This window comes from Acetobacter sp. DsW_54 (genome assembly GCF_002153575.1).
Taxonomy (GTDB): domain Bacteria; phylum Pseudomonadota; class Alphaproteobacteria; order Acetobacterales; family Acetobacteraceae; genus Acetobacter; species Acetobacter fabarum.
The window spans coordinates 1-13,530 of sequence record NZ_JOPD01000023.1; the positions used below are offsets into that span (position 1 = coordinate 1).

The following is a 13,530-nucleotide window of genomic DNA, read 5'->3' on the forward strand; positions in this document are numbered from 1 at the left end:
GCCTGTGAATCACAACACACAGCTCAATTCAATAAATTAATAGGTCCTGAGCCTAGCGCTACAGTTGCATTTTATGTTTTGAGTGAGCGCGGATGGCGTTGGCCTGATGTGTTCGTCGTAAGACGGACCATCTGAGGATGTGGGCGACGGGTAGTCTGCGTTGTGAGAGTTTTACAACGAGACGCCTGATTTCCTGTATGGACCAGCGGACCAGGACTATCGTGTCCGGTACAGTGTTTTTTTCGATTTCAGTGAGTTTGCCTGATAGCGGACACTGGCCATGACGGCATAGGCGAGCATGACCAGAGAGACATGCCGATGCCAACCATGCCAGGAACGGGTTTCGTTATGATCAAGACCGAATTCGTTTTTGGCCGTCTCGAAACATTCTTCGATCCTCCAGCGCGTGCCTTCAACGTTCACGAGTTCCTGCATGGTTGTTCCTTTTGGACACCATGTCGTAAAACAGGCGAGGTCTCCATCGGCGATGTTCCGGCGGATCAACAGGCCACGTGTCCATAGACCGGCTACAGGGCAGTCAAATTCTTCAGCATCCAGATCAGCAAGCGGAAGATACGCCCAGTCGTATAACCGCTTGCCCTTTGTGCCGCTTCCCGCTGACAGACGGCACCAGGCCTGCTCTGGAAGATTTGCGGCAATATCTTTGGCTTCTCCTGCAATCAGCGGGTTTGTCTCCCATGACCCGAACCAGTGATTGCCTCTGACCCCAAGGACATATCCAATTCCTGCCCGGCGAAGCGTGCGTTCCACATCGCCGACGCCATACACGCTGTCTGCTGCAACCCAGCGGAAGGGCACACCGGCCTCAAGACTCCGCTCGATCATCATCGAGGCTAACGCCGGTTTGGTTGCAAACACCACGTCATCAGGAACGTGGGCCTGCTTCAGGCGCTCACGGCTCGATGTCCAGTCTTTTGGAAGATACAGGGCGCGGTCAACAAAGGCGTGGCCCCGCGCCGTTACATAGGTGGCAAATACACCAATCTGGCAATTCGTGATCTTGCCAGCAGAGCCCGTATACTGCCGCCCAACACCGCAGGACGCCTGACCTTTCTTCAGAAAACCGGTCTCATCGATGACCAGCACGCCATCTTCAGTGCCCAGATGCTCGACCACATGCTCCCTGACGACATCGCGAAGGGCATCGGCATCCCAGGTCCCGCGCCCCAGAAGCGCCTGTTGCCGCCATGGACCGGGATCTCCTGCGGCTTCCGCTCGCATCCATCCTGTCTTGCGTGGTTCATTGCCAATCAGAACGTCAAGGAAGGCGCACGCAGAAGCCGCAACACGCTTCTGCGTAAACAGCGGCACGATCCGCTCCTTGGCAGCCCGCAGCCCGGACGCCCACAATTCCAGCATCTCTTCAACAGGCGCACCGCCACTCATCATATCCTGAATCATGGTTACCCATAGATTCAGATTTCGTCATAAAATGCAACTGTAGTGCTAGGCAGAGCATGACAACCTTTACTCTACTCGACATCATCGCCCAGTTCGCTTTCGACAACACTCAGGCCTGACTAGATGAGCTATCTTATCGGGTCCAATGCCGCTTCAGTCTGGATTATTCCTTATTTGCATAAGGCATCCGATGAGACGCCTGCCAGACCTGTTCGACAACCGAACGCGTATGTTCTGCTTTGCGATACAGTCGGATTTCCAGAGGAATTTCTTTTCCCAATGCAATCATCTCATGGGTTTCGAGGTCTTTTTCAATTAGACTTCTGGGCAACCATGCACATCCGTGCCCTGCCAGAACCATCTTCCTGAGCCCTTCTGCCATGGCATTTTCATTCACATGCCGAACAGTATCAGGTCCGTAGGGTAGAACGGCCTGCGCTTCCTGACACTGGCATATCTGGCCGAGGAATGAGTTCGGACTATAGGTCAGCAAGGGAAATAGGGAGCTTGACTGAGGCTCGTGTAAAGGAAGACCAACAGGAACAAGAAAGTCCTGAGCAACAATACAATGAGGAAAATGGTTTGGATGAAGAAGTAGAGGAACAGCTTCATGATAAAAGGTCAGAAAAAAATCATAGGAACCGTCGACGATAGCGGCCATGCAGTTATGAAAATCATCTGGCAACAAGCGGCTACCACATGGTCCGATGGACTTTTCGATTTCAGAAAGCCATTGAGGGAAAAACGTAACCGATAACGTGTGCAACGCTGCCACGGCTATGGTTGGTACATCATTCTGCGAAGACGCCGTCAGCGATGCACGACTCTGGAGAAGATTACGAAGGGTCTCTTCTGCCATTTCCCGGAAGCGGCGCCCTTCTGGCGTTAAAGTCGTAGGGAAGCGGCTGCGATCGAGTAATGGCACTCCCACCCATGTTTCCAGAGCCTGGATGCGACGACTGAAGGCCGACTGCGTTACATGACGCTCTTCCGCTGCGCGTGAAAAACTCTGCAAACGCGCTAGCGTGATGAAATCTTCAAGCCACTTGATGTCCATAGAATTCTTTTATGATGAATTCTATTTTTAACAAATGGTTCCAAGGGGCTCTGTATCTCCCCCAATGGATAGAAGCGCGTGGCGGTCTCAATCATACAGAGCGTTCACAAATTTACGCTTGGCGAGTATATGACAATACAAAAGATCGTCTGCTATCTGCCGCCTTACTCCATAGGCTTGGGAAGGAATAAACAAAGTGCGACGCAGACGGGTGTCGGACAAAACTTCCACCGCTAAGGGCACATCACTGACACGGGGAATATTCTCGGTCGTCACTGTATAGGTCGCAATGTCCACTTTTTTCATGAGGCGAAGAGGGCGGGCATCTATATTGCGCAGGCGTTCCCGCAAATCGTGGCCTATACCCATTTTACGACCTGTCCATGGAGCTGCCAATTCCGTAAATGTCGCGCATCGCTTCCGAGCAGAGGCCATGATCCACCCCCTGAGAGAGTTCCATTATCCCGACCTGACACATCCAAGGCCTTATGGAAGGATCATAGCGTAAGAAATTGGCGATTTCATGCTTTGTTCTTGGTTGTAATCAAGATTATCGTCATGGTTCTGAAGACAGAACCTAGTCAAGCGAAATCAGGAATGCTCAACCTCCAATTATGGACGCACGGCAAAATAGGGAATCATATAATCGTGATCTCTCTTCAACGCCTTCCAAAGCATGATGAGGCAGTTTTGATCGTCGATCAGATTTTAACAGACGCTTACCAGCCGATATGATTACACTTCATTTGTATGAACGTATGTGATACATACGTTCATACAAACAAGGGAGGTCTTCCATGTCTGCTGTTACATTTCGGGTAGATGAAACACTGAAGGCGGCTGCCGTTGAAAAACTATCGGCGCAAGGTATTTCTCTTTCTGATGCATTGCGCGATACTCTGGCCTACATCGCAGAAACCGGCCGATCCCCCGTTAAACGTCAGCTTGTCACGGATGAGGATGCCCACCTCCTCGAAATTGTTCGTGAACGCCTTAAAAACCCTGCCCCAAAACACCGTATGACTTTTGCAGAGCTGAAGAACCGTCACCGCGAATGAAAGAGTATTCGCTTGAATTCGATGAGAGGGGCATTGAGAGAATGGGATGCGCTCGACGGGAGTGTCCGCAAGAAATTTGAAAAGAAGCTGGAAAAATTAATCTGGAACCCTCATTCCCGGGGAAATGAGCTTCATCGTGATCTGGCTGGATTTTATAAAATCAAACTTCTTAAAGACGGCTACCGTCTTGTCTATCAGGTCATAGACGAACGTATCGTCATTTATGTGATTGCCGTTGGCCGGAGAGCCGATAATGAAATTTATGCATTAGCAACAAAACGGACAGACTGAAATTTTTGCTTCCATTACACGTCTGTTTTCGCCCTCAATCTGGTCATTCACGCACCGAACATAATTTAGCTGATATTTCGTAGAATATAGAAACCGTAACTGTCCAATGCAGAGATGCCTCTCAAAGTGGCAGCATTATCGGCCATTTTATGCATCAAGTCTGGCAGTAGATGACCGATAAATGCTAGAGACATTTGTTATAAAACATAGATAGTGTTTCAGTCGTGGAATTATTCTCGCAGACGTTCAGTTCGTTTCATTTTCTATCCTCCGCAATTGACAACACGATATATAAATATCATCTATAATATACTCCGTTAATAAATAATTTTAATTATATTTATAACCAAAATACTCTAAAACTATATCCTTATTTTTAAAAAGACAAATCATAATATATGCAAGAAAATTCATGCCGAAAATAGAAGATTCTAAAGGAATTTCTGAGTTATCTATTTTAAACGTTTTTATTTTACCATGCCCTTTTATATCGGGATTTTCCTCTCTCTTTTCATAGTCTTCTAATTTATATTTTATATATTCATGATCTAAATGCGTTATGAAATATTTGCTGTCGACAATTTTGTACTCTAAATGTACGACATTTGTAATGATATCATCGCCGTGATTGAGAAAGTCTTCTGGTATGTCTTCAAATGTAATGCTGTTTTCTCCATGCTTAATCCAAAGCTTGTCATTAGGTTTTTCTGTATTAAATAATCTATTCAATGTTGGATTTTCTTTTAAATCGTAATGTAATATTTTTCCAAAATCAATTTCTTCCATAGAAATAAATAAATCACTATGTCCACAGGCCAAAAAAGACAGATTTCTTATGAATCCTTTATCATAAATATCAAAAATTGCAGAAAAACATTCCTTATTCAAATGAACTTGAAATATGCTACAATTATCAGAGCAAAATCTTGGATCCATTATCCCGTATTGTTCTGCATTATATAATGACATATCAGACCCAACTGACAGCAAGCCATACTTACTGAAATTTTTATCGCATTCTTCTATATTAACATCTATTTTTTTATAAGTTTCAGAAATAGAATTTTTATACGAGCCGTCGAATAAAAAATCATATTCTTTATCAATATAATATGCTTCCAAGAATATTTTTAAGCATCTATATATTAAATAGTCATTTTCGTCAGTAAAAGGTAATCCAAGACGTGAGCTATTTATTTTTTCGAAACCCCCACATGATTTTATAATTTCCATATAATATAATTCAAAACTTTGAAAATTACATATAGAATTTAGTCTGTTTGTGGTGTATTCTTCTCCAGAAAGGAGGTTTAATTTGGTATTTAGTGATGAAATGCTATTTATTCTCTTTTGAAGCATTGATTCACATGGAATTTCTCTATACGCTCTTTCAATTTCCATAAATAAGTCACTTATATCTTCATCAATTCCTCTATGTAATATAGACCTTATACGAAATTCATAAATGCACCTTATCCTGTCAGTCCTTATTTTTTTTTCGTAGCAAATTTTATTTAATGCACTACGCAACTCCGTATCGAAATATGAATCTTTCAATTCTATTTCTTTTATACATTTATTTAGATGATCATTATTTCGATTTCTATAAGATTCTTTTAATGTATTTCCTGATGTTAAAAATTTAATTATATTTTCGTTGATTCCCATTTCCATTTCCTCTCGATGAGCCCCGATTAAATGCTGTTTTTACAGACATAGTGAAATTATCGTCTAATTAAAAATTTAAAGCGATAGCTTATTTACAAAATACTCGAATAGACGACCTTCCGCTTTCCCCTCCAAGAGAGACTTATAACAATATCTCTTCATATAGGCCTCCCTCTGAACCGACATTTGCCTTTCCCATAATGTTTAGCGTAAACATTTTACTGTTCGAAACAACGGGGAATTTCCTTGGGCAAAAGCCTATGGTCGACTACAATGTGCGGGTTCGAGTCCCGCAGTTCGCACCACAGAGACCTGAAGTAGCACGATTTTTCGGCTGATAGAGGGGCAAAGGCTGTCTTTGCTCCATCGTCCTTCCCCACCAAGGGAAGATTTTATGCTCCGAGTTAGAGGCACCACCTACCACTTCCGCCGTATTGTTCCCCCTGCCCTGCGAGCAGCCTTAAACCGGCGGGAAATCTGGGTTTCCCTGACAACCGACTACCAGAACGAAGCCCGCAAACGTGCGTCCATCCTTCACGCCAGAACCACTGAACTGTTCATGCAGGCCCATTCTGTGCTGGCTGAACCGGATGCTTTAAGCAGGCTTGAAGGACTGCGGGTTTCACTGCGGGATTTGCAGAGCATGAACCTGCCTTCATCTGCTCAGGAAACGGGGTCCATGCCAGTTTCAGTATTGATGCCAAAACCCCGAACGATGAAGAAACCGGCCAAAGCACCCAAAGTCCAACCTTTAATGCTCTCCGGTGCCCTGAAACGTTTTGTTCTGGATAGCCCTCATGCCAGTGCTGACACCAAGAAAGCTACACAACGGGCGGTAGAACTATTTCTACAAGCTTTCGGAGATGCGCCTGTGTCCATCATAGGGGGCGAGAAGGCTGGGGCGTTCCGTGACCTGCTGTTTTCTCTTCCGGCATCGCTGGGCAAACGTAAAAGCAACCTTACCCTTGAGGAAGAGACGCAACGGGCCAGAGAGGAAGGTCTGCCAACCTTGAGTGGCAAGAGTGTTAAAAACCATATGATGAGGCTTTCAGCACTCTGGAACCAGTTACACCAAAGGGAGTTAGTCACACGCAACCCATGGACTGGCTGGAATTTCGAGAACGGACAGAAAACCGTCAGGAGAAGCTGGACGACAAAGGAACTGGCTTTGCTGGCCTCCGCCTCATGGCACAGCACGTCCGTGCCAGAGCAGACCTTCCAGCTGGCCACATTGATTGCAGCTTATAGCGGAATGCGATTGGGCGAGGTTTGCGCCATGCGCAAAGAAGATATTCAAAACATTGATGGTATTCCCTGTTTTATGGTCAGACCACATTCTGACGATGGCTGGTCACCAAAAACGGACGCCAGCACTCGCGTGGTACCAGTCCATTCAAAACTTATTGAAGCAGGCATTTTGGCGGTGAAAGAGACAACAGACTGCCCATATCTTCTTCCGGGTCTGGGAACATCCAGGCAAGGAAACAGAGGTGCTGCGCTGGGGCGGGCTTTCTCATTGCTCAAAACCCGGATTGGCCTCCCGGCGGAAATCACGTTTCACTCGTTCCGGCATACCGTTTCCACTCAACTCAGAAATGCAGATGCCAAATATCCGAGAAGTATGGATTGATCGCCTGTTAGGACATGAAGCCAGCCATAAGAGCCAAGGAACCACAACCTATCTGACCAGCCTCTCCACCACCAATCTCCAGCAGACCGTGGAGGCTATAAACTACCCAAAAACAGTTCTTTAAAAATATGATTGTGAAAATTATTGCATTCGGAAAATGAGGAACAAAATATACAATCCCCTCTATTAATTTTTATGTTGCCATTTTGTTCTGAACGCAGATATATTGGGATCATAATCGATTCTGTCCACTATATATTGATATAGCTACCGCGGGATAAGTAATATGAATAAAGCTAAAGATCTTTTTGTCGAACGCCGCTCACAAGGTGATTATGCTGTTCGACGCCCCAATCTAGGACGTGCCAGTACCGTGGCCCCCACTCAACGAGACGCTATAGACTGGGCAAACCAACAAGTTGGCAACGGTACAGTCCGTATTGAACGAGTTCGAAATACCACAAATGGCCAGCCAAATAAATGGATTACTGAATAGAGTATAACTCGAAAAGAAAGCTGATGCTTTCCCCTTTTAATTTTTGTGAGAAAAAATATGAAGCTAGTAACTTTAGTAAATATCATTCTAAATAGACCAAATGACTTTGGTGGTTTCCAGAGTAGCATTAGTAATGGCTTCCTTAAAGAGCGCAAAGCTACAGTTATAGTGCAAGGCGACCAACCTGGTGACATTTTAGAAAAAGTGAAGGAGTTAGCTCTACAGCATGGCGGAAACGAAAATCAAATAAATTCATTAGTTGTCTCGACCCCATTTTCGTCCAGAGATGGAATGATACATTTCAAAGAAGGAAATGATTTTTTCCATGGAATACAATATGGAAATGATTACGCTGTTTGCGATGTCTACTCAGCGTTAGAAATTGATGGCCGCTATTTTCGACTTCAAGAAGTCGATATAAATTCATAAGAGAAAAACTTTTTTACAATCGACTTCTCTATAGTGAATCTTCGGCAGACTATGGCGATTGTAATGTACCCGAAACAGCCTTTAAAAAGTTAGCGTTTTAACGGGAGCCAGCAGTGTCGAATGGCTACCCATTCAACATCTGGCAAGGGGGAGATGCCTCCCCCGTTGACCCCCTGCAACGCAGAAAATATCAATTTATTTAATAGTCACCCACACCTAAAAATTATGAACAACGTTATTATTATTTAGCCATGCATTTTAGAATTTTTTATATGTGCTCACTCAATATCTTCGACTTTCTTTCTTGATACTCAGCATTAGATATTAGACCATTATCGAGAAGAGACTTTGCTTCTCGAAGCTTATTCTCAATAACACTTCCACCCACCATGGGAGGAGTTGAACCTGCATGCTGGGACGGCATAAAATTCATACCACCAGAAGCTGCCCGAGCCTCTTCCATACGGCGTATGCGATTTTTCTCTGCCCACTGCTGTTTTTGGGAATTAGAAAAATTGTAGATTTTTGAAGCATCACTACTATTCAAACCGCTAATAGAAAAACTTCTATCATTATTAGGGGTATCTGATGAGAAAATATATGCAAGGTTTGAACCTTGTATTGATGGAAAAGAGTTCTCTTCAATCATTACTTCTGTCATATATTTCCATTGCCATTCTTCCATGGGACGAAAGCCTCCAAGGATTTTAGGTCTTATACAGATCACTCTATTATTAGTCACACAGACGGCATAACGACGATGAAACAAAGCAAAGATTCTTAACTCAACTGCTATAATTTCAAGCTGTTCATCTCCTGTTAGATTTGACCTTATTTTATTTATTAATTTTTCTTTTCTAGAATCAGAACCTCTAAACACCAAAACAAAATAAGGAATTAACAAAAGAAACCATATATGTAGAGGGAGGAAAGCTAAAACCAAGAATATAATAAAAAGCCAAAAAACGTTTTTTATACCAGCCATGGAAACACCTAAAAACACGATAATCAAATTACTAATTTATATCTCGTTCGATATACAGTCGAGTGTAAAAAGCGCACCTTCCCCTACAATGCTTCCTACTAAATTCTTGACTGCCCCACGGGTTTGCCCGCAGAGTGAACCCGCAGTCACCATGTGAAGGATGATTTCGTCTGAAATTATCGTTCCGTTTCAACGGGTTGTCTGATTAGTTGCGACTAAAGCGAGCGGGTTCGAGGCCCGCAGTTCGCACCACTCATAACATATTGATTTAATTGACTTTTATGGTCTTCCCATAACCATAAAAGCCGAACCTTCTACAATCGGCTTCTACAAAATGAGCCGTCTGTATGTTGATACGTCTCCAATCCGGGTATCATTTCCGCAGGGCCGTTCCTTCACATATCCGTGATATTGTAGGCAAAAAGGAGCTATGACTCTCCCTTGGCACTAACAAACGCGAGGTTGCCAAACCATATGCGTGTGCAGTTTTCGCAGAGACCGAAAGGCTGTTCCGTTCCGTAATGCACCTCAAGACAGAACTCAGCGAAGACGAAAATTTTATCAGGAATGAACTGCCTGAAGACGCGCAGGAACTCTTTGACCTGCTTATTCAGGACTACCCGCACAGAATTGCATTCTTACAGACGCAATACGACCATCAGAGACTCAGACATTCCATGGAAAGTCTGGAACAGGTGGAAAAGCTGGAGAAAGCCAGAAATCTGACTGGCAGAAGTGTGCATCTGCTGGAACGCACTGTTACAGACCTGAAAAAGACCAAAGCCAGCCTTCCAGCCCTGACGGATATCCAGAGCCAGATTAAGGATATGAAAGCCTTTCTGGCTCCGAAGGAGAAACCTTCTCCCCTCTTTTCAGAAGCGATTAAAATTTTCCTAGAAACCAAGGACACCACAGTCCAATCCACTGTGGTCAAATCCTACGAACGCACCTTCAAACGCTTTCTGGAAGTCTGTGGGGATAAACCCATGCGGGATTATACCGGGGCAGATGTTGGGCATTTCAAGGCCCTGATGGAACAGCTACCGGAAAGTTATGGCAAACAGCGTAACGACACCTGGACAGTTCAGGAATTTGTGGCAGATGCGAAGAAACGCAAGCTGGCCCGTATCTCAGGGAAGTCAGTTAAAAACCATTTCACCAAGCTTTCCGGACTTTGGAAGCATTTTCTTCTGCGTGACCTTGTGGATCGCAACGTATTCACTGGTGGCTGGCAGTTTGACACCAAGTCCAAAACCAATCGTGTGCGCTGGAGTGACACCGACTTAAAGACCATTGCTGGTCAACCCTAGCAGTTTGGCACCATCAGCCACAAGACAGCGTCCATGATTGTGGGGATTGCCTCTTACACAGGGATGCGACTGGAAGAAATCTGTCGTTTAAGACCGCAGGACATTCAGGAGATTCAAGGTATTCCCTGCATTCTGGTTCAGGACCACCCTGCCCTGAAAGGAAAGCCCTGGACGGAATGGAGTGCGAAGACCGAAGCCGGAAGACGTGTTGTTCCTATCTGCACAGCCTTGCAGGAAGCCGGATTGCTTGACCTTGCACAAAGAGCGACAAACCAGAAGCGTCACTATCTGTTCCATGACCTTGATTTTAGAGCGTTTTCTGTTCTGAATGAATCGGTGGGGATTCCCAAAGTGGCTGTGATCTGATTCAAGATGACAGCCGGGATGGAGGCCGGCTGTGGATGTCATCACGCACATTGTCTCTGGATCTCCGCGAACGTGTTGTTGCGGCCGTTTCGAATGGTCTGTCGCGGCGTCAGGCGGCTGAACGGTTTGGCGTCAGTCCGGCAAGTGCGGTTCGCTGGTGCGCTCTTGCCGCTACGACCGGCAGTCCTGCTGCCAGCCCCCGTGGCGGGGATCGTCTGTCTCACCGGATTGAAGCGCAGGCAGAGTGTATTCATTCGCTGATCGCGGAGAAGGACGATCTGACCCTGGCCGAGATCCGCGCCCGACTGGCTGAGAACGGCCATCACTTTGCAATCGGCACGCTGTGGCGTTTCTTCGCGCGTCATAAGATCACATGGAAAAAAAGACCGCTCACGCGGCGGAACAGGACCGGCCGGACATCCTGACACGACGGCAGGAGTGGTTCGATGCCCAGCCCGATCTCGATCCGGCGCGGCTGGTCTTCATTGATGAAACCTGGGCTTCCACGAATATGGCAAGACGCTACGGGCGGTGTCGACGTGGCCAGAGGTTGCGTTCCGCCGTGCCACATGGTCACTGGAAAACCACGACGTTCATCGCTGGGTTGCGACTGACCGGCATCGTGGCGCCCATGGTCCTGGATGGTCCGATCAATGGCCGCAGCTTCCAGACCTATGTCGATCGCGTGCTGGTACCCGATTTGCGGCCAGGCGACATTGTTATCATGGACAATCTCGGCTCTCACAAAGGTCCCGGCGTTCAGGCCGCCATCGAAGCAGCAGGTGCGACTGTGCGCTATCTGCCGCCCTACAGCCCGGACTTCAATCCCATCGAGAAGGCCTTCTCCAAACTCAAGGCCCATCTCCGTAAAGCCGCAGAACGCACACGCGACGCCTTGTGGGACAGGATCGGCACATTGATCGATCAGATCACTCCTACAGAATGCGAAAACTTCTTTACCGCCGCAGGATATGAACCAGATTGAGAGGAAAACGCTCTAAGGGGCAGGACAACAAGCGTTCTGCTCACTTCCAGAGGGATTTCAGCAAGTTCAAATCACGCCTTGGTATTGGCAGGAGCGTAGTGTTCCATTCGTTCCGGCATAACGTCTCTACCAAGCTCAGAAACATTCATGAGCATGGCGAGGGTGGCTTACGTGAATCCTGGATTGATGACTTTCTGGGGCACGAAAGCCACGACAAGTCAGTCGGAAGCACAGTCTATTTCGATGATGTGGATATTGTGAACCTCAAGAAGGTTGCAGAAAACGTGAAATATCCTGAGTTTTGGGATGTAGGAAGTTTGTTTTCAAGCAAGAAAAAAATATAATTTTATATGATAATATGATTTTTATTTTTCATTATATCTTCTTTGAATCCGTAATTTCATCTGAAATCCAGCATAGATGCACGTATACTGGATTTCATCTATTCGAATAATAAAATACATCAAAAAAAAGTTAAACTTATAGGAAAAATCTTATTATTCTAATAAGATTTTTATTTCCTTTTTATTTAAATTATATTAATTTTTTTCATTATCTTTTTGGTATTTCCCCAGAATACTAGGCACGAATGCTTCAGAAAAACCTGAGATAACTAAAATCATCATAGTTCCCCAAAAAGCTGACTGTGAAAATACAGGCACAATAATTCCAGATCGAATTGCGATATATATAATTCCTCCAGAAATAAAAGAAACAATAATTCTTTCGAAACCGATAAGAAAATAGTATTTTTTCGTCCTAAATTCCTCAAAATTTAATTTCTGCGCATTAATGAATATACTAAGACTTCCGCCAAGCGATGAGGACAGAATAAGAAGAATAAAATGAAAATACACACTATCAGGATATTTTATAAAAAAACAGATAGATAGAAGAAACAGGATTATGCAAATGTATAGACATGGCGATAAATAAATAATTCTATTCATAACTACATTGTCATGCTCAATAACTATTGACTCAATCAAGTCTGAAAATGCTTTATTTCCATCCGTTTCTTCTGAATTCAAGCATGTGGAGAGTGTGTGTGCTATTCTGTTTTTCATCATTTCAATATCGGAGCATTTAGGCAACATACCTTTCGCTTCAATATATTTTTGTTTTACTCTATTGAATCTATCTTGTATTTTACGCTCAGATTCATCTGAATATCCATCTATTAAAACTCTTATTTGATTGTTTATGTTGTCATCTTCGACTTCAAAAATGCAATATTCATTATGTTTGGCAAAAACATTTTTTATTTTCTTTCCATTCGTATCTATTTCTCCCACTTTTATAGCGTCTATCCGTGGAACAGGTTCAGTTTTTCTTTTTGCTTTAAACATGATTCATACTTCCGTTAATATTTGTAGAATAATTCTACTGGAAAACGTGGTTATTACAAATCTCGAATTGATAGGGTAGTAAGTCATGATAAAATTTATCGTATCAAAACCCCACGTTTCCGGGACATGGCAGAAAAGCTCTGGCTGTCGTGTCTTGGTTTCATATCAGAACTGCGGTTTATGATACAGCCTGAACGGGGTTCATGGCTCTCCATGCTGTCATGCGTGAGGTATTCAGGATACGGGCTACCTCACTGACAGATTTCCCTTTCTCCCTGAGCCTCTGGGCGTGTGTTCTCTGATGTTTGGTCAGGGAACTCTTTCTCCCAAGATGCACACCATTAGCCCTGGCTGATTCCAGACCAGCTATACAGCGTTCCCTGATAATCTCCCTCTCAAACTCCGCAAAGCCAGCCAGAAGGGTCAGAATGAACTGCCCCGGTTTTACCGGAGAGTAAAACTCTCGGAGGATGAACCCTATGGT

General features: G+C 44.7%; 14 protein-coding genes, 1 tRNA gene and 2 pseudogenes. 10 read left to right on the forward strand and 7 right to left on the reverse strand.

Annotation, left to right across the window (positions count from 1 at the left end):
* Positions 1–216: 216 nt before the first annotated feature.
* The 3 genes from HK20_RS09680 to HK20_RS09690 form a co-directional block, all read right to left on the reverse strand.
* Entirely contained in the window at positions 217–1,422 is a 1,206-nt protein-coding gene (locus tag HK20_RS09680) for an IS701 family transposase (protein WP_086646872.1), read from the reverse strand.
* A gap of 163 nt (positions 1,423–1,585) precedes the next feature.
* A complete protein-coding gene (locus tag HK20_RS09685) occupies positions 1,586–2,479 on the reverse strand; it encodes a LysR family transcriptional regulator (RefSeq protein WP_086646873.1) in 894 nt (297 codons plus the stop codon).
* An 87-nt stretch (positions 2,480–2,566) separates the two neighbouring features.
* Entirely contained in the window at positions 2,567–2,914 is a 348-nt protein-coding gene (locus HK20_RS09690) for a hypothetical protein (protein WP_143296490.1), read from the reverse strand.
* Positions 2,915–3,276: 362 nt separating this feature from the next.
* Here HK20_RS09690 and HK20_RS09700 point away from each other — a divergent pair, with 362 nt between their 5' ends.
* Both HK20_RS09700 and HK20_RS09705 read left to right on the forward strand, forming a co-directional pair.
* Positions 3,277–3,537, forward strand: coding sequence for a type II toxin-antitoxin system RelB/DinJ family antitoxin (locus tag HK20_RS09700; RefSeq protein WP_086646876.1), 261 nt, complete (start codon positions 3,277–3,279; stop codon positions 3,535–3,537).
* A pseudogene (locus HK20_RS09705) lies at positions 3,534–3,828 on the forward strand (type II toxin-antitoxin system RelE family toxin). The gene HK20_RS09700 and the pseudogene HK20_RS09705 overlap by 4 nt, the downstream one beginning before the upstream one ends.
* A gap of 330 nt (positions 3,829–4,158) precedes the next feature.
* Here HK20_RS09705 and HK20_RS12845 read toward each other — a convergent pair.
* Positions 4,159–5,496, reverse strand: a complete 1,338-nt coding sequence (locus HK20_RS12845; RefSeq protein WP_143296491.1) for a hypothetical protein — start codon at positions 5,494–5,496, stop codon at positions 4,159–4,161.
* A gap of 236 nt (positions 5,497–5,732) precedes the next feature.
* Between HK20_RS12845 and HK20_RS12980 the strand changes: the two genes are divergently transcribed.
* The 4 genes and pseudogenes from HK20_RS12980 to HK20_RS09725 all read left to right on the forward strand — a co-directional run bounded on the left by HK20_RS12980 (position 5,733) and on the right by HK20_RS09725 (position 8,051).
* Positions 5,733–5,801, forward strand: a tRNA-OTHER gene (locus tag HK20_RS12980).
* An 89-nt stretch (positions 5,802–5,890) separates the two neighbouring features.
* A pseudogene (locus tag HK20_RS09715) lies at positions 5,891–7,250 on the forward strand (DUF6538 domain-containing protein).
* A 162-nt stretch (positions 7,251–7,412) separates the two neighbouring features.
* Positions 7,413–7,622 (forward strand): DUF2188 domain-containing protein, encoded by a 210-nt coding sequence (locus HK20_RS13365; protein WP_086646878.1) that lies wholly within the window; start codon positions 7,413–7,415, stop codon positions 7,620–7,622.
* A 57-nt stretch (positions 7,623–7,679) separates the two neighbouring features.
* On the forward strand, positions 7,680–8,051 hold the full coding sequence (locus HK20_RS09725) for a hypothetical protein (protein ID WP_086646879.1): 372 nt from the start codon (positions 7,680–7,682) through the stop codon (positions 8,049–8,051).
* 268 nt (positions 8,052–8,319) lie between these two features.
* Here the strand turns inward: HK20_RS09725 and HK20_RS09730 are convergent, their stop codons facing one another.
* A complete protein-coding gene (locus tag HK20_RS09730) occupies positions 8,320–9,036 on the reverse strand; it encodes an SHOCT domain-containing protein (protein ID WP_086646880.1) in 717 nt (238 codons plus the stop codon).
* A 521-nt stretch (positions 9,037–9,557) separates the two neighbouring features.
* On the opposite strand from HK20_RS09730, the gene HK20_RS13235 reads away from it, so the two are divergent.
* The 4 genes from HK20_RS13235 to HK20_RS09745 all read left to right on the forward strand — a co-directional run bounded on the left by HK20_RS13235 (position 9,558) and on the right by HK20_RS09745 (position 12,041).
* Positions 9,558–10,346, forward strand: coding sequence for a hypothetical protein (locus HK20_RS13235; RefSeq protein WP_233129167.1), 789 nt, complete (start codon positions 9,558–9,560; stop codon positions 10,344–10,346).
* Between the two features lie 33 nt (positions 10,347–10,379).
* Positions 10,380–10,712: a hypothetical protein gene (locus tag HK20_RS13240; protein ID WP_233129168.1), complete on the forward strand. Its 333-nt coding sequence runs from the start codon at positions 10,380–10,382 to the stop codon at positions 10,710–10,712.
* 35 nt (positions 10,713–10,747) lie between these two features.
* A protein-coding gene (locus tag HK20_RS09740; protein ID WP_369823054.1) for an IS630 family transposase occupies positions 10,748–11,697 on the forward strand; the annotation gives its coding sequence in 2 pieces (ribosomal slippage) (positions 10,748–11,090 and positions 11,090–11,697; 951 coding nt in all).
* Positions 11,694–12,041: a hypothetical protein gene (locus HK20_RS09745; RefSeq protein WP_086646881.1), complete on the forward strand. Its 348-nt coding sequence runs from the start codon at positions 11,694–11,696 to the stop codon at positions 12,039–12,041. The genes HK20_RS09740 and HK20_RS09745 overlap by 4 nt, the downstream gene beginning before the upstream one ends.
* Positions 12,042–12,236: 195 nt before the next feature.
* On the opposite strand, the gene HK20_RS12850 is transcribed toward HK20_RS09745, so the two are convergent.
* Complete coding sequence (locus tag HK20_RS12850; RefSeq protein ID WP_143296493.1) at positions 12,237–13,046, reverse strand: hypothetical protein; 810 nt, start codon at positions 13,044–13,046, stop codon at positions 12,237–12,239.
* 178 nt (positions 13,047–13,224) lie between these two features.
* Positions 13,225–13,530 (reverse strand): recombinase family protein (locus tag HK20_RS13310; RefSeq protein WP_143296494.1); only part of this gene is annotated, 306 nt, incomplete at its 5' end.